Annotated in this window: 17 protein-coding genes; 8 read left to right on the top strand and 9 right to left on the bottom strand. The window is 69.1% G+C overall.

Features of this window, described 5'->3' with window-relative positions; all coding sequences use genetic code 11:
- Positions 1–192: 192 nt before the first annotated feature.
- From JO059_RS22120 to carD, 6 genes are read right to left on the bottom strand one after another with little or no spacing between them, the layout of a single operon-like run.
- Complete coding sequence (locus tag JO059_RS22120) at positions 193–1,161, bottom strand: glycerophosphodiester phosphodiesterase (RefSeq protein WP_293322757.1); 969 nt, start codon at positions 1,159–1,161, stop codon at positions 193–195.
- Complete coding sequence (rlmB, locus tag JO059_RS22115; protein WP_293322755.1) at positions 1,162–2,091, bottom strand: 23S rRNA (guanosine(2251)-2'-O)-methyltransferase RlmB; 930 nt, start codon at positions 2,089–2,091, stop codon at positions 1,162–1,164.
- Positions 2,092–3,498: a cysteine--tRNA ligase gene (gene cysS / locus JO059_RS22110; protein ID WP_293322753.1), complete on the bottom strand. Its 1,407-nt coding sequence runs from the start codon at positions 3,496–3,498 to the stop codon at positions 2,092–2,094.
- Between the two features lie 50 nt (positions 3,499–3,548).
- The gene (ispF, locus tag JO059_RS22105; protein WP_293322751.1) at positions 3,549–4,025 is read right to left on the bottom strand and encodes a 2-C-methyl-D-erythritol 2,4-cyclodiphosphate synthase; all 477 of its coding nucleotides are present in this window, start codon (positions 4,023–4,025) and stop codon (positions 3,549–3,551) included.
- Positions 4,022–4,711 (bottom strand): 2-C-methyl-D-erythritol 4-phosphate cytidylyltransferase, encoded by a 690-nt coding sequence (gene ispD, locus JO059_RS22100; protein ID WP_293322749.1) that lies wholly within the window; start codon positions 4,709–4,711, stop codon positions 4,022–4,024. Before ispD ends, ispF begins: the two co-directional genes overlap by 4 nt.
- 17 nt (positions 4,712–4,728) lie before the next feature.
- Complete coding sequence (gene carD / locus JO059_RS22095) at positions 4,729–5,217, bottom strand: RNA polymerase-binding transcription factor CarD (protein ID WP_007166539.1); 489 nt, start codon at positions 5,215–5,217, stop codon at positions 4,729–4,731.
- A 327-nt stretch (positions 5,218–5,544) separates the two neighbouring features.
- On the opposite strand from carD, the gene JO059_RS22090 reads away from it, so the two are divergent.
- The 3 genes from JO059_RS22090 to disA all read left to right on the top strand — a co-directional run bounded on the left by JO059_RS22090 (position 5,545) and on the right by disA (position 8,702).
- A complete protein-coding gene (locus JO059_RS22090) occupies positions 5,545–6,108 on the top strand; it encodes a hypothetical protein (protein WP_293322747.1) in 564 nt (187 codons plus the stop codon).
- 66 nt (positions 6,109–6,174) lie between these two features.
- A complete protein-coding gene (gene radA / locus JO059_RS22085) occupies positions 6,175–7,602 on the top strand; it encodes a DNA repair protein RadA (protein ID WP_293322745.1) in 1,428 nt (475 codons plus the stop codon).
- 26 nt (positions 7,603–7,628) lie between these two features.
- Positions 7,629–8,702 (top strand): DNA integrity scanning diadenylate cyclase DisA, encoded by a 1,074-nt coding sequence (gene disA, locus JO059_RS22080; protein WP_293322743.1) that lies wholly within the window; start codon positions 7,629–7,631, stop codon positions 8,700–8,702.
- 7 nt (positions 8,703–8,709) lie between these two features.
- Here the strand turns inward: disA and JO059_RS22075 are convergent, their stop codons facing one another.
- Both JO059_RS22075 and JO059_RS22070 read right to left on the bottom strand, forming a co-directional pair.
- Positions 8,710–9,516, bottom strand: a complete 807-nt coding sequence (locus JO059_RS22075) for a hypothetical protein (RefSeq protein WP_293322741.1) — start codon at positions 9,514–9,516, stop codon at positions 8,710–8,712.
- Between the two features lie 178 nt (positions 9,517–9,694).
- The gene (locus JO059_RS22070) at positions 9,695–10,312 is read right to left on the bottom strand and encodes a carbonic anhydrase (protein WP_293322739.1); all 618 of its coding nucleotides are present in this window, start codon (positions 10,310–10,312) and stop codon (positions 9,695–9,697) included.
- On the opposite strand from JO059_RS22070, the gene JO059_RS22065 reads away from it, so the two are divergent.
- The 3 genes from JO059_RS22065 (at position 10,311) to JO059_RS22055 (ending at position 13,795) form a co-directional block, all read left to right on the top strand.
- Complete coding sequence (locus JO059_RS22065; protein ID WP_293322737.1) at positions 10,311–11,210, top strand: A/G-specific adenine glycosylase; 900 nt, start codon at positions 10,311–10,313, stop codon at positions 11,208–11,210. The two genes, JO059_RS22070 and JO059_RS22065, sit on opposite strands and share 2 nt — an antisense overlap.
- 97 nt (positions 11,211–11,307) lie before the next feature.
- A complete protein-coding gene (locus JO059_RS22060; RefSeq protein WP_293322735.1) occupies positions 11,308–12,105 on the top strand; it encodes a gluconate 2-dehydrogenase subunit 3 family protein in 798 nt (265 codons plus the stop codon).
- Positions 12,092–13,795, top strand: coding sequence for a GMC family oxidoreductase (locus JO059_RS22055; protein ID WP_293322733.1), 1,704 nt, complete (start codon positions 12,092–12,094; stop codon positions 13,793–13,795). The genes JO059_RS22060 and JO059_RS22055 overlap by 14 nt, the downstream gene beginning before the upstream one ends.
- Here the strand turns inward: JO059_RS22055 and JO059_RS22050 are convergent.
- Positions 13,779–14,546, bottom strand: coding sequence for an alpha/beta hydrolase (locus JO059_RS22050; RefSeq protein WP_293322731.1), 768 nt, complete (start codon positions 14,544–14,546; stop codon positions 13,779–13,781). The genes JO059_RS22055 and JO059_RS22050 overlap by 17 nt on opposite strands.
- 64 nt (positions 14,547–14,610) lie before the next feature.
- Between JO059_RS22050 and mhuD the strand changes: the two genes are divergently transcribed.
- The gene (gene mhuD, locus JO059_RS22045) at positions 14,611–14,931 is read left to right on the top strand and encodes a mycobilin-forming heme oxygenase MhuD (RefSeq protein WP_293322729.1); all 321 of its coding nucleotides are present in this window, start codon (positions 14,611–14,613) and stop codon (positions 14,929–14,931) included.
- Positions 14,924–16,288: a serine hydrolase gene (locus JO059_RS22040; RefSeq protein ID WP_293322769.1), complete on the top strand. Its 1,365-nt coding sequence runs from the start codon at positions 14,924–14,926 to the stop codon at positions 16,286–16,288. The genes mhuD and JO059_RS22040 overlap by 8 nt, the downstream gene beginning before the upstream one ends.
- Positions 16,289–16,302 lie beyond the last annotated feature (14 nt).

Raw genomic sequence — 16,302 nt, 5'->3', positions numbered from 1 at the left:
GCGACTGCTCGGCACCCAACCCGGCCCGAGCAGACACACGATCGCAGCCATTGGCGCTACCCGCAGCCGCCGGATCCGGATATGACTAGCACGCCAGCTCCTCGCGCGACCGGGCCCCACCCGTTGGCACGCGGTAAACGCGGCCCTCCACGGTGCGGTGACGAACGCTCCGCCGCGGTCGGGGACCGAGCACTAGTTCCGGTGATACGCAAACGGCAGCGGCATGCCCAGCTCGGCCAGCACGCCGCGCAGCAGCGTCGGATAGTCGGTGATGATGCCGTCGACGCCGTCGGCGATCTGCTCGCGCATGGCGGCCGCATCGTCGACGGTCCATGGAATCACCCTGAGCCCCAACGAATGAGCGTGGTCGACGTAAGGTTTGCCGGTGACCAATTGGTACCTGGGCGAGACGATCGTGGCGCCGACCATCAGCGCCCCGATCATCGGATCGTTGATCGCGGCGGCATTTTCGCCGGCCAGCCACGGTGAATCCGGCGCCCACGTCTCCTCGTTGTACAACGCCACCAACGGAATCGACGGCTCGGCTTGGTGCACCATGGGCAGCGTTCGCCAGTCGAAGCTCTGAATCTCTACCCGATCAATCTTGGCCGCCGCCCTGACGGCGGCCAGTATCACGTCGACGAATTCCTGCGGTTCTGCCGAAGCGCCCGGGTGATCGGCCTCCACTTTCGTTTCGACGTTGTAGCGGACGTCGGCGTGATAGGAGTCGGCGAGCGCAAACACTTCGGGCAGCGTCGCTATCTTGTTGCCCCGCACCACTTCCGCGCCGGGAAACTCGGCGAGCCGCTTTCCGCAATCCAACGTGCCGACCTGCGCCAGGGTGAGCTCGTGCACCAGCTTGCCCACGTACGGATATGCCGGGTCACCGGCGAACGCCGGGCCGGTGTCGGCGCACTTGTCGGCCTGGATCGTCGGGTCGTGCCACACCACGGGATGCGCGTCCTTAGTCAGCACGATGTCGAGTTCCAGTGTGGTGACGCCCAATTCAAGCGACTTGGCGAACGCCCGCAGCGATTCCTCGGTCGTCTCGCCGCGACCGCCGCGATGCGCCTGCAGGTCGAAACCCGACGGTTGCGCGCCAGCCGGCGGGGCGAGGAACACCGCCGGCGTGAGCAGCGCGGCCACGAGCCGGGCGATCATCTAGTGCCTGCGCTGGCGGGCGATTTCGGCCAACACCACCCCGGCGGCCACCGATGCGTTCAGCGACTCCGTTCGACCCGCCATCGGAATAGCCACCACCTCGTCACAAGTCTCGCGCACCAACCGCGACAGCCCGTTGCCCTCCGAGCCGACGACCACCACCAAGGGATCCGTTCCGTCCACGTCGTCGAGTGCGGTGTCGCCGCCCGCGTCCAACCCGACCACGCGCAGCCCGCGGTCGGCCCAACTCTTCAGCGCCCGAGTCAGGTTGGTGGCCCGCGCCACCGGCAGGCGGGCGGCGGCGCCCGCACTGGTGCGCCAGGCCACGGCCGTCACCGAGGCCGAACGCCGCTGCGGGATCAGCACGCCGTGGCCACCGAACGCAGCGACCGAACGCACGATGGCGCCGAGGTTGCGGGGATCGGAGATGTTGTCCAACGCGACCAGCAGCGCGGGAGGTGTATCAAGAGCGGCGGCGAGCAGGTCATCGGGGTGGGCGTAATTGTACGGCGGCACCTGCAACGCGATGCCCTGGTGCAGGTGGTTGGCGGTCATGCGATCAAGGTCGGCGCGCGGCACCTCCAGGATCGCGATGCCCGAATCGGCCGCGCGGGCAACGGATTCGGTGAGCCGCTCGTCGGCCTCGGCGCCCAGCGCTACATACAGTGCGGTGGCCGGGACACCCGCACGCAGACACTCCAGCACGGGATTGCGGCCGAGCACCGTTTCGGCCTCATCGGTGCGCTTGGCCGGTCGGCGCGATTGCGACTGGGCACGCTTGGCGGCGGGGTGGTTGGGGCGCATGTGCGCCGGCGGTGTGGGACCCCGCCCCTCGAGCCCGCGACGTCGCTGGCCGCCGGACCCGACACCGGCGACTTTCTTGGTGCCGGGTTTGCGTACCGCCCCGCGGCGCCGAGAGTTACCGGCCATCTACTTGCCGTCACCGCCCAGCGTCCACTGCGGTCCGTCGGCGGTGTCGGTGACCTCGATCCCGGCATGCTTGAGCCGATCCCGGATCTCGTCGGCCAGCGCCCAATTGCGTTCCCGGCGCGCCTTTTCCCGGTTTTCCAGCTCCGCCTGCACCAGCACGTCGACGGCGGCCAACGCGGCCGATGTCTCGTCGCGGGTTTCCCAGCGCTCGTCGAGCGGGTCGCAGCCCAGGATCCCCATCATCGCGCGGATTGCGCCCGCGTGCTGCAATGCGCCTTCGTGGTCACCGGCGTCGAGCGCCCGGTTGCCCTCGGCGCGCGCGTGGTGCACCTCGGCCAGCGCGATCGGGACGGCCAGGTCGTCGTCGAGCGCCTCGGCGAACTTCTGCGTACACTGCCCGGGCTCGACGGCACCGACCCGGCTGCGCACCCGGTGCAGGAACTCCTCAACTCCCACATAGGCTTTCACGGCGTCCTGCAGCGCGGACTCCGAGAACTCCAGCATCGAGCGGTAATGCGCGCTGCCGAGGTAGTAGCGCAGTTCGGCCGGGCGCACCCGCTCCAACATCGCCGGTATGGCCAGCACGTTGCCCAGCGACTTGCTCATCTTCTCGCCGCCCATGGTCACCCAGCCGTTGTGCAGCCAGTAACGAGCGAATCCGTCCCCGGCGGCGCGGCTCTGCGCGATCTCGTTCTCGTGGTGCGGAAACACCAAATCCATTCCGCCGCAATGGATGTCGAACTCTGGACCAAGGTAGGTGCGGGCCATCGCCGAGCATTCCAGGTGCCAACCCGGCCGACCGCGGCCCCACGGCGAGGGCCACGACGGCTCGCCGGGCTTTTCGCCCTTCCAAAGGGTGAAGTCGCGCTGGTCCCGCTTGCCGGTGGCCACACCCTCGCCCTGATGGACATCGTCGATCCGGTGCCCCGACAGCCGGCCGTACTCCGGGTAGCTCAGCACGTCGAAGTAGACGTCGCCCGCGGCCGCGTAGGCGTGGCCGGTTTCGATCAGGCGTTCCATTAATTCGACCATCTGGGTGATGTGCCCCGTGGCGCGCGGCTCCGCAGACGGCGGCAGCACGTCCAGGGCGTCGTAGGCGGCGCTGAAGGCCCGCTCGTAGGTGGCCGCCCACTCCCACCACGGTCGGCCGGCCGCCGCGGCCTTGGCCAGGATCTTGTCCTCGATGTCGGTGACGTTGCGGATGAACGCGACGTCGTAGCCACGCGCGATCAACCAGCGGCGCAGGATGTCGAATGCGACCCCGCTGCGGACGTGTCCGATGTGGGGCAGGCCCTGGACGGTGGCCCCGCACAGGTAAATGGAGACGTGCCCGTCGCGCAGCGGGACGAAATCACGCACGGCGCCGGCGGCCGTGTCGTGTAGCCGCAGACGGGCGCGATCGATCACGACGTGCCAGCTTACCTGCTGATTCCCACCCGCCCGGCCACCCGGCGGGCTCACCCGACGGCGAACAACAGCGCGGTGGCGATGGCGGCGAGGCCCTCGCCTCGACCCGTGAGGCCGAGGCCGTCGGTGGTCGTCGCCGATACGGATACCGGCGCACCGAGCAAACCGGACAACACCAGCTGCGCCTCCGCGCGGCGGGGGCCGACCTTAGGTCGATTGCCGATCACCTGCACGGCGGCGTTTCCGATCCGGTAGCCCTGCCGGGATACCAGTTCGGCGACGTGGCGCAGCATGTCGGCACCGCTGACGCCCGCCCAACGAGGATCGTCGACCCCGAACACCGTCCCAATGTCGCCCAGCCCCGCGGCCGACAACAGCGCGTCACACAGCGCATGCGCCGCCACATCGCCGTCGGAATGACCGGCGCAGCCGTCGGCGTCGGAAAACAGCAGCCCGGCAAGCCAGCACGGCCGCCCGGGTGCGATCGGGTGCACATCGGTGCCCAGCCCGACCCGTGGCAGCGTCACCGGCGCACAATCGCTTGGGCCAGCTGCAGGTCCAGCGGGGTGGTGATCTTGAACGCGAGCGGGTCGCCGTCGACCACCTGCACCTGGCCGCCCAGCTGCTCGACGAGCGACGCGTCGTCGGTGAAGCCCGCCGCGGCGGCCCGCCGGTAGGCGCGCACCAGCAGGTCGGTGGCAAAGCCTTGCGGGGTCTGCACCGCTCGCAGCGCGGCCCGTTCCGGCGTGCCCAGGACCACCCCGTTGGCATCCACGGCCTTGATGGTGTCAGACAGCGGCAGCGCGGGCACCACGGCGGCGTGGCCGGCCCGCAACGCGTCGACCACGCGCACGATCAGCCCCGGCGGCGTCAGCGCTCGCGCGGCATCGTGCACCAGCACGAAGTCGGGGTTTTCGGGAAGGGCCGCCAGGGCCCGGCTGACCGATTCGGGCCGGTCGGCACCGCCGGCGACGACCGTCGCACGGTCGCTCAGGACCCGCTTGGCCTCGTCGACGCGGTCGGCGGGGACCGCCACCACGACGTGATCGATAATGCCCGATTCCAGCAGCCCGCAGACGGCCCACTCCAGCAGGGTGCGCCCATCCAGTTCACAGAAAGCCTTCGGAATTCCGGCGGCCAGCCGCGTGCCCGATCCCGCGGCGGGGACAACCGCGGCTACCGTGCCAGAGCTTCCCCGACCACCCTCGACCAACGAAGCCTCAGGGCTGTTCAGGAAGCGGCGGCCAAAACCTCGTCGAGGATGGTCTCCGCCTTGGCGTCGTCGGTGCTTTCGGCCAGCGCCAGCTCACCGACGAGAATCTGCCGCGCCTTGGCCAGCATGCGCTTCTCGCCGGCGGACAACCCGCGTTCCTGGTCGCGGCGCCACAGATCGCGCACCACCTCGGCCACCTTGTTGACATCGCCGGAGGCGAGCTTTTCCAGGTTGGCCTTGTAACGGCGGGACCAGTTCGTCGGCTCCTCGGTGTGCGGGGCGCGCAACACCTGGAAAACCTTGTCGAGGCCTTCCTGGCCGACGACGTCGCGAACACCGACGTATTCGGCGTTATCCGCGGGTACTCGAACCGTCAGGTCGCCCTGCGCCACTTTCAAGACGAGATACTCTTTTTGTTCCCCTTTGATGGTCCGGGTTTCGATCGCCTCGACTAACGCAGCACCGTGGTGTGGGTATACAACGGTGTCGCCGACCTTGAAGATCATCTGATTCGAGCCCCTTTCGTTGCTTCAGTCTAGCACGGGGGCCCCAGGTGTGCGGAACAACTTCGCAGGTCAGGGGCACAACACGGGCAGATTAGGGGTTGACAGGCGGAGCAAGACATGCAAGCGCATACCTTACCAACGTCGTGATCGGCGCCCACGGGCACCCCACTCGAGCCCTCCCATGCTGGTCTGGCGCCCTGCGCTACCGCTGGATGGACCTTCCTACTACTCTGCATAGTTGGGTGTGCATAGTTGCGTGTGCACAGTCGCAAAGTCGAATCACCGGGCCGGTGGTCATCACGGCGCGAGCCGAGCAGGAGGCATCGAGTGAACCGCTTCAAGATCGGCCTCCCCGTCCGAGGTTCCGCCCCGACCGTACGGGTCGCGCTCGCCGGCCTGGTCGCGTTGGTCGCGGCGCTGCTGAGCGGTTGCGGCGCAGGTCAGCTCTCCCAGATGGCCACCCAGGAACCCGCCGTCAACGGCAATCTCGTCACGATCAACAACGTCGCGGTGCGCGACATCCGGATGCAAGCCGTGCAGACCGGCGACTTCATCCAGCCGGGCCGGTCGGTGGACCTGGTAGCGGTCGCCATCAACCAGTCGCCCGACACCCCCGACAGGCTCGTGGGCATCACCAGTGACATCGGCACGGTGACGGTGGAAGGCGATGGTCGACTGCCCGTCGCCGGGATGCTGTTCATCGGGACGCCCGAGGGCCCGAAGGTGGCGCCGGGGCCGGTCGGCTCCGGCAATGCCGTCAGGGCGACCGTCGCGTTGAGCAAGCCCATCACGAACGGCCTCACCTACAACTGCACGTTCAATTTCGAGAAGGCCGGGCAGGCCACCGTGGCCGTCCCCGTCTCGGCGGGACTGGGGCCCCAGCCGGCCTGACAAGCCGGCCTGACGAGGTCGGTGTCACGTCACGGGTTTGTCGGTGCTGCTCGATACCTTCACGGAGTGGCAAACGCACGCACGCAATACCGCTGCTCGGAGTGCCGACATGTCAGCGCCAAATGGGTTGGCCGCTGCCTGGAATGCGGCTCTTGGGGCACCGTCGACGAGGCGCCGGCCCTCAGCGCAGTCGGTGGCGCCCGCCGTAGTTCGGGTCAGGTTCCCGGTCCGGCCCGGCGAGCCGTTCCGCTCGCGTGCATCGAGCCTGGGCACAGCCGGCACCACTCCACGGGCGTAGGGGAGCTCGACCGGGTGCTCGGGGGCGGCGTGGTGCCGGGCTCCGTGACGCTGCTGGCGGGCGATCCGGGCGTGGGTAAGTCGACGTTGTTACTCAAGGTCGCCCATCGCTGGGCGCGATCCGGCCGGCGGGCACTGTACGTCTCCGGCGAGGAGTCCGCGGGTCAGATCCGGCTGCGCGCCGACCGGACTGGCTGCGGCGGAGACGACGTTTATCTGGCCGTCGAATCGGACCTGCACACCGTGCTGGACCACATGGCGGCGCTGCGGCCGGCGCTGGTCATCGTGGACTCGGTGCAGACGCTGTCGACCACCGAGGCCGACGGTGTCGCCGGCGGTGTCACGCAGGTGCGCGCCGTCACCGCCGCACTGACCGCGGCCGCGAAGGCGCAGGATGTCGCCCTGATCCTCGTCGGCCACGTCACCAAGGACGGGGCCATCGCCGGACCGCGCTCGCTGGAGCACCTGGTCGACGTGGTGCTTCATTTCGAGGGAGACCGCAACGGTTCGGTGCGGATGGTCCGCGGTCTGAAGAACCGCTTCGGCGCGGCCGACGAAGTGGGGTGTTTCATGCTGCACGACAACGGGATCGAGGACGTCACCGACCCGTCGCACCTCTTCCTCGACCAACGGCCCGCGCCGGTTGCCGGTACCGCGATCACCGTGACGCTGGACGGGAAGCGGCCCCTGATCGGCGAGGTCCAGGCGCTGCTGGCGACCCCGTCCGGCGGTTCACCGCGCCGGGCCGTCAGCGGCATCGACCAGGCCCGGGCCGCGATGATCACCGCCGTGCTGGAAAAGCACGCCAGGCTGGCCGTCGCTGTCAACGATGTTTACCTGTCGACGGTTGGCGGCATGCGGTTGACCGATCCGTCCTCGGATCTCGCCGTCGCGATAGCGCTGGCGTCGGCATACGCCAACCTGCCACTGCCCACCACCGCGGTCATGATCGGCGAAGTCGGGCTGGCCGGCGACCTGCGCCGGGTCAGCGGCATGGAGCGGCGGTTGGCCGAAGCCGCGCGGCAGGGGTTCAACCTCGCACTGATCCCAGCCGGCAGCGACCGCCGGCCGGAGATGGTGCCGGCGGGCATGCGCGTGCTCAGCGCGCCCACCATCGTCGCCGCCCTGGAGCACATGATCGACATCGCCGACCACTGCGGGGACGGTGCTGCCGAGCCCCCGCGGCTGGACGGGTAGCACAACTGGGCTCAGAATGACACGCTGTGACACGTCCGACCCTGCGGGAGACCGTCGCCCGGCTGGCGCCGGGCACTGGGCTGCGGGATGGCCTGGAGCGCATCCTGCGCGGCCGCACCGGCGCCTTGATCGTGCTCGGCAACGACGAGAACGTCGAGGCCATCTGCGACGGCGGCTTCGCCCTCGACGTCCGGTACGCACCCACCCGGCTGCGTGAGCTCTCGAAGATGGACGGCGCCGTCATCCTGTCCACCGACGGCAGCCGCATCGTCCGGGCCAACGTGCAGTTGGTGCCCGATCCGTCGATACCCACCGACGAATCGGGCACCCGACACCGCTCCGCCGAGCGGGCCGCGATCCAGACCGGCTACCCGGTGATCTCGGTCAGCCACTCCATGAACATCGTCACCGTCTACGTCGCCGGCGAGCGCCATGTGGTGGCCGATTCGGCGACCATCCTGTCGCGGGCCAATCAGGCCATCGCCACCTTGGAGCGGTACAAAACCCGGCTCGACGAGGTCAGCAGGCAACTGTCCCGTGCGGAGATCGAGGACTTCGTCACCCTGCGCGACGTGATGACCGTGGTGCAGCGGCTCGAGTTGGTCCGTCGGATCGGGCTGGTCATCGACTATGACTGCGTCGAACTGGGCACGGACGGGCGGCAGTTACGGCTGCAGCTCGAGGAGCTGCTGGGCGGCAATGACACCGCCCGAGAGCTGATCGTGCGCGACTACCACGCCAGCCCGGAGCCGTCGTCCGAAGCGCAACTGACCGCCACCCTGGACGAGCTGGACAGCCTGTCCGATACCGAGCTGCTCGACTTCACTTCGCTGGCAAAGGTTTTCGGATACCCGACGACGTCGGAGGCGCAGGATTCGGCGCTGAGCCCGCGCGGCTATCGCGCGCTGGCCGGTATCCCCCGGCTGCAGTTCGCCCACGCCGATCTGCTGGTCCGGGCGTTCGGAACGCTGCAGGGCCTGTTGGCGGCCAGCGCCAGCGATCTGCAATCGGTGGACGGCATCGGCGCGATGTGGGCGCGCCACGTGCGCGAGGGGCTCTCGCAACTGGCGGAGTCGACCATCGCGGACCCGCTGAGCTAGGTGGCGGCTAACCCGTCGGGGTGGTGGGCGAGGCGACCGGCGGGGCCTCCGGTGGCGGCGCGAGCGCCTGCTGGCCCGGCACCGGTCCCGGAGCTGGTGGCGGCTGGTTCAGAACGAACGGGAGCGGCTGGGACCGCAGGTTGCCCAGCTGTACGACGAGGTTGTAGGTGCCCGGCCCGATCGCCGGCCGCGGCAGCGGGCAGTGCGGCGCCGACCCCATCCCCGTCCAGGTCACGGCCGTGGTCACCTGCTCACCCGGCGTGAAGGTCTTGATCAGGGTCTCGTTGGACGGCGCGCAGTCCAGGTTGGACCACAGCCGCTTGCCGTCCAGCGAGTACACGTAGGCGGCGAGCACCGCCGCCCCGACGTCGCGCTTGCAGGAAACCAGCCCGATGTTGGTGACGACCATGGTGAACTTCGGCTGGTCGCCGATGAAGTACTGGGGCGCATTGGTCAGGCCCTTGACGGCCAGCGTCGAATCCGGGCAGTCGTCGCCTTCCTTCAGCACCGGCGGCGGCTGCACCGCGGCGGTGGGTGTGGGCGTCTCGGGGTTCTGCCCCTGCGGTGGCGCCACCGGGGTGACACCTTCCGGACCCGCCGGTGGCGGCGGCTGCGGCGCCGGCGCGACCGGCTTGCTCTGAGCGGAGTTGGGTTTGTCGGCGTTGACGGGTTTGGCAGCCGCGGTGTGGCCCATGATGGCGATGACCGTGGCGACCGCTACACCGATCACCACGACCGCAACACCGACGGCCAAGCCTCTCCGCCGCCAATAGATCTCTGTAGGTAGCGGGCCTCGCGGTTCCAGATCCAGCACGTTCACACCGTAGGCCCAGGTCACGCGGATTTGGTCGACCCGGCTCGGCGTGTCGCCCTGTTTGCTGGCCGGCCGCCGTGTTAGGGGCGGCTCCGCGTGTGCGGCCACGGCGAGGACACGCCGGGCCGCGCGGCCGCCCCAACACACTCAACGCCGCGGCGGCACGGTCAACGACCGCTTATTCGCCGATGTCGCCGGCGTGGTCGACCAACTCGGCGCGCCCGTCGGCGAGGTGATAGGTGACGCCCGCGATCGCCAGGGTGCCCGCCGACACCCGCTCGGCGATCACCGCGGAACGCGACGTGAGCTGCGCGACCGTCTCGCGCACGTGCCGCTCCTCGAACTGATCGGCGCGGCTGAGGCCCTCGCGCCGGCCCATCAGGATCGACGGCGCAACCCGCTCCACGACGTCGCGGATGAAACCGGCCGGCACCGAGCCGTCGTCGACCGCGCCCACCGCGGCCTTGACGGCGCCGCAGCTGTCGTGGCCGACGACGACGACCAGCGGCACGCCGAGTACCGCGACCGCGTACTCGAGGGAGCCCAGCACCGCCGAGTCGATGGCCTGCCCGGCGGTGCGCACCACGAAGATGTCGCCGAGGCCTTGGTCGAAGAGGAGCTCGGCGGCCACCCGGCTGTCCGCGCAGCCGAATATCGCTGCGATCGGCTTCTGCCCCGCGGCCAGGCTGGCGCGGTGGTCGACGCTCTGGTTGGGGTGCTCGGGCGTGCCGGCGACGAATCGCTCGTTACCCTCTTTGAGTGCTTTCCATGCGGTTACGGGAGTGGTGTTGGGCATGGCACACATCATGCCGCACGCGCAGATGAACGTCCCGCCAGACCAACTCATCGCCTGGTACGACCGGGCGCGCCGCGACTTGCCCTGGCGAGAGCCGAACGTCAGCCCGTGGCAGATCCTGGTCAGCGAGTTCATGTTGCAGCAGACGCCGGTGGTCCGGGTGCTCGCGATCTGGCCGGACTGGGTGCGGCGCTGGCCGACGCCGTCGGCGACCGCGGCGGCCAGCGCCGCGGATGTGCTGCGCGCCTGGGGCAAACTGGGTTATCCCAGGCGGGCCAAGCGCTTGCACGAGTGCGCCACCGTCATCGCGCGCCATCATGACGACGTGGTTCCGGCGGACGTGGACACCCTGCTGACGTTGCCGGGTGTCGGCAGCTACACGGCGCGCGCCGTGGCCTGCTTCGCCTACCGCCAGCGGACACCGGTGGTGGACACCAACGTGCGGCGGGTGGTGGCCCGCGCCGTGCACGGCTTGGCCGACGCCGGCACAGCCTCGGCGGCGCGCGACCACTCCGACGTCTCGGCGTTGCTACCGGACGACGATCGGGCCCCGACGTTCTCGGCGGCGCTCATGGAACTGGGCGCCACGGTGTGCACCGCGCGGGCGCCGCGGTGCGGATTGTGCCCGCTGCGCGAGTGCGCATGGCGGCGGGCGGGCCGGCCCCCTGGGCAGGGGCCGGGGCGCCGGGCGCAAACCTACGCCGGCACCGACCGTCAGGTCCGCGGCCGCCTGCTGGACGTGTTGCGGACCAATGATTCTCCGGTCACCCGGGCACAGCTCGACGTGGCGTGGCTGACGGATTGCGTCCAGCGCGACCGGGCGCTGGATTCGCTGCTGGCCGACGGCCTGGTGGTCCGCATGGCCGACGGCCGGTTCGCGTTGCCCGGCGAGCACTAGCCGCGCACCGCCGCGCGCCCGTCTCGGCGCAGTCCCGACACGCCGCCACGCCGGCACTTTCCCAAGAAGGCGCCAACCTGCGTCTTACCCTGCCGATGTGCCCAGCCAGGAGGCCGCCCCCACCCCGCGCCTTGCGCCGGCGGTGTCCAGGCGCGTCGTCCTCGGCGGGCTGAGCCTGCTGCCACTGGCCGCCACCTTGCCCCGCGGCATCCCCGCCGCTTCCGCCGCACCGGGATACCGATTCCTGACGCCGCACCAGGCCGCGGTACTCGACGCCGCGACCCGCCGCCTGATCCCCGGCCCGGAAGACTGCCCGGCCGAGCTGGGCAGTCCCGGAGCGCACGAGGCGAACGTGGTGAACTATCTGGACCGGATGCTGTCGGTGTTCGACGTCACGCCCCCCGACGTGCACGCGGGCGGCCCCTGGAGCAACCGCGCCGGCGGCTCTGCCGACTACATGGCCACCTTCGTCCCGCTCAACCGTGCCCAGACCTACGCGTGGCGACAGCGCATCATGCAGCTTCGCAGCCAATACAACGACGGCATCGCCATGCTCGACCGGCAGGCCGGCGGCGACTTCACCGCCGTCAAGCCGGAGAGGCAGGACGTCATCCTCGTTCACGGCCAGGTGCTGACATTCACCAAGCTGCTGTTCGGTCACACCATCGAGGCGATGTACAGCAACCCCGAGTACGGCGGCAACGCGAACCTGGTCGGTTGGAAGGACATCAAGTTTCCGGGGGACTCACAGCCGCGGGGATACAGCCCCGCCGAGGTCGAAGCCGCCCACTTGGACGTGGTCGTGGTCACCGACATCATCGACCGGGTGCGCCACGGGTGGGAACAGCTCATCGCGAAACTCGGCGGAAAGGGCGGCGTAGGTGCCGGCCGCTAAGGCGATCATCGTCGGCTCCGGCGCCGGCGGGTCGACCGTGGCCATGGAGCTCGCCGAGAACGGCTGGGACGTGGTGATATTCGAGAAGGGGTCGAACTACTACACCAACCTCGACGGCACCGGCCCACTCGGGACTACGTTTTCCAATGACGAACTCAAGGCGCTGTATCGCTATTTCGAGCAGCCGGACCCGATCGCCTACCCGCGCACCTTTCGGCCCAAGGCCAGCCAGCCCGCGAGCTACGTCGGCCCGGTGAACGAACTCCCGGTGACGGTCGGCGGCGGAACGACCCACTGGGACGCGAAGGTCCCGCGATTCTGGGACATCGACTTCAAGGGACTGTCGTTGCTGGGGCCGCAGCCCGGCGCGGACGTGCAGGATTGGCCGTTCGAATACGGCGAGATCGCCCCGTACTACGACGCGATCGAGGCGCTGCTCGGAACGCAGGGCGACGTCGGGACGATCCCCACCCTCACCCTGAAGCACGCGCCACGCTCCAGGCCCTTCCCCATGCCGCCTGGGCCGCAGCAGCGCTCGTCCATGCTCATCGCCAAGGGGGCCAAGCGCGTTGGGCTGCATCCCTATCCGTTTCCGACCGCGATCAATTCGGTCGAGTACGACGGCCGCCCGGCGTGCAACAATTGCGGCTTCTGCAGCAATTACGGCTGCCCGATTTCGGCCAGGGTGGGCGCGCTTGCGCCGCTGCGGCGGGCGCTGAGGACGGGGCGGGTGCTGTTGCACCCCGAAACCACCGTCACCAGGGTCAACTTCACCGGCCGTCGGGCCACCGGCGTCTCCTATCTCGATCCGCAGGGCAATGCCGGCGGCGAAAGCGCAGACCTGGTGGTGCTGGCCGCCTCGGCGATCGAGACCTCACGTCTTGCTCTGCTCTCCGGGCTGCCCGACGCCAGCGGTCGGATCGGTGCCCGGCTGATGTTTCACAACTTTGTCGACGGATTCGGGATCTATCTCGATCAGCGAGTCCACGCCTACCGCGGCCGCTCGATCACGCAGTGCATGGAGGATTTCTGCAACCCCAACTTTCCCGGCGCTCGAGCCGTGGCAAAGCTGGCCGGGCTTCCCTATATCCGTGGCGGGCTGTGCGAGCTGGGCGGAAGCCAGGACCCGATCACTGAAGGCAAGTTCTACCAGGAGATCCTGGGATTCCTGCCGGGGGTGCAGCTCTTCGGTAGCCCGTTCAAGGACCTGATGCGCGCATCGCTCCTGCGCGACCGCCTCGCGGGGGTCAACTTCATCGGCACCGACCTGCCATATCTGACCAACAACGTCACCCTCGACCCGACGGTCACCGACCTCAATGGCCAACCGGTTGCCCGTGTGACCTGGGCGCCGGGAAAGCACGAGAAGGTCGCGCAGGCGTTCTACCTCGTCCCCATCACCGCGATGATGGCAGCGGCCGGTGCGACGCTGTTCGCCGCCGTCCCCGACGGTTTGGCGAGGTCAGTCGGGGGCGGCACGCCGCCGAACACGAAGCACGTCATGGGCGGGATGCAGATGGGGGTGTCCCCGACGACGAGCGTCACCGATCCGAACGGACGGATGCATCAGATGGACAACGTGTATGTCGCCGACGGCAGCGTGTTCGTCACCTCTGGCTGCCAGAACCCCACCAATACGCTGATGGCGGTGGCGTTGCGCACGGCGCGCGGGCTCACCGGGCGGCGGTAGCCGACAAGAAGGACTCGACGGCGTGCCGGTATGCCTGCGGCGCTTCGTCGTGAACCAGGTGACCGGCCCGCTCGACACGCAAATACGTTGCGGTGTAGCCCCTTTCGGACATGGCACGCATCTGGCCCGGTGGCGTCACCGATGTGGCCGCCTCGATGAGCAGCGCCGGCGCGCGCACAGCCGTCCAGTGATCCCAGTAGTCCCGGGTGCCCCACTCGGCGGCGATCTCGATCCAGCGCGAGGTGTGGCCGTGCAACCGCCACCCGGTGGCCGTTCGGTCGAACGCTTCCAGAAAATACTGGCCGGCGACTGGCCCGAACTCGTCGAAAACCTGTTCAGGAGAATGGAATTCGACCGGCAGGGCGTGCAGCCACGGCTCCCACGGGCCGGTCGTGCGACCGCGGAAGTCCGGCGCCATGTCCTCGACAACGAGCGCCGACACCAGATCCGGGCGCTCCGCCGCCAAACACCACGAATGCAGGGCGCCCATCGAATGCCCGACGAGCCGGACCGGCTTCTCCAATTCGCGCACCGCGTCGGCGAGATCGGCGACGAACCGTTCGGTGCTGATGGGATGTGGGTCCTCGACCTCGCGGCCGCGGTGCCACGGCGCGTCGTAGGTGTACACGGTGCCCAACCGGCTCAGCCACGGTAGCTGACGCGACCACGTGGTGCCCCGGCCCATCAGGCCGTGCACCAGCACCACCGGGTCGCCGTTTCCGCCGTGGCAGGTCAACAGATCGCCGGGCATATCACCATCTTTGCGTGCCCGGGCCAGGAGCCGACCAGGTCAGGGGTGGCGGTAGCCTAACGGAATGCCGCCAGTGGTGAAGATCAACGCAATCGAGGTACCCGCCGACGCCGGTCCGGAGCTGGAGAAACGGTTCGCCCACCGCGCGCACGCGGTGGAGAACCAGCCCGGTTTCCTCGGCTTCCAGCTGCTTCGCCCGGTCAAGGGCGAGAACCGGTACTTCGTGGTGACGCACTGGGAGTCCGACGAAGCGTTCCAGGCGTGGGCGACCGGGCCGGCCATCGAGGCGCACGCCGGACACCGGGCCAACCCCGTGGCGACCGGGGCGACGCTGCTGGAATTCGAGGTCGTGATGGACGTTGCCGGCAACGACCAGACTGCGTAGCAGGCGGCGTCCGCGGCCCCTGCCGACGAGCCTGGCGGCGGTGAGCGCGACAGCGACCCTGGTGGCGATCCTGGCGCCGGGCTGCGCCCCGCCGCCTTCGCCGCACGCAAACGCGGCGAGCCCCGGACGGGGAATCGACACCAGAACTCCGCCCGGTCTGCGGGCCCAGCAGACGATGGACATGCTGAACTCGGACTGGCCGATCGGGCCGGTCGGCGTCGGCACCCTCGCCGCGCCGGACAAAGTCAGCTCGGTCGAGACCACGATGGAAGGGCTGTGGTGGGATCGTCCCTTCACCCTCGCCGGCGTCGACATCGGCGCCAGCGTCGCCATCCTGCGGCTGGTCTCCTCTTACGGAGCGCGGCAAGACATCCGGTTGCACACCGACGACGACGGCCGGGTCGATCGGTTCGACGTGGACACCCAGGCGCCGAGGATCGACTCATGGCACGACGTCGACGCGGTGCTGAGCAAAACCGGCGCGCGCTACTCGTATCAGGTCGCCAAGGTCGAGAAGTTTGACGGTGGCCGCTGCGATCCGGTGGCCGGCACCAACACCGCCGAATCACTGCCGCTGGCATCGATTTTCAAGCTGTACGTGCTGCACGCCCTGGCGCGTGCGATCACCACCGGAACGGTTTCCTGGGACGATCAGCTGACCGTCACCGACAAGAGCAGGGCGGTCGGCTCCTCCGGCCTGGAATTGCCTGCGGGAGCACATGTTTCGGTGCGCAAGGCCGCCGAGAAAATGATCGCAACCAGCGACAACATGGCGACCGACTTGCTGATCGAAAAGCTGGGCACGCACGCCATCGAGGAGGCGCTCGTCTCCGCCGGCCATCACGATCCGGCGAGCATGACCCCGTTCCCCACGATGTACGAGCTGTTCTCGGTCGGCTGGGGGCAACCGGATCTGCGCAGCCAGTGGAAGCAGGGATCAGCCGATGTCCGCGCCCGGCTCCTGGCTCAGGCCAATTCCACTCCCTATCAACCGGATCCGACCCGCGCCCACACCCCGGCCTCGACCTACGGCGCGGAATGGTACGGCACCGCCGAGGACATCTGCCGAGTGCATGCGGCGCTGCAAGCCGACGCGGTCGGCCCGGCCGCACCGGTGAGACAGATCCTTTCCGCGGTCTCCGGCATCCAGCTTGACCGCGACGTCTGGCCGTATATCGGCGCCAAGGCCGGCGGCCTACCGGGGGACCTCACGTTCAGCTGGTATGCCGTCGACAAAACCGGGCAGCCGTGGGTGGTCAGCTTCCAGCTGAACTGGCCTCGTGACCACGGGCCCAAGGTGACGGGCTGGATGTTGCAGGTCGCCAAGCAGGTGTTTGAGCTGATCGCGCCTCGCTAGCGGGCCGCGTAGGA

This window comes from Mycobacterium sp., assembly GCF_019247615.1.
In the GTDB taxonomy this organism is placed as follows: Bacteria; Actinomycetota; Actinomycetes; order Mycobacteriales; family Mycobacteriaceae; genus Mycobacterium.
The sequence above is the reverse complement of the archived record's forward strand: the minus strand, read 5'-3'. Positions and strand labels throughout refer to the sequence as shown.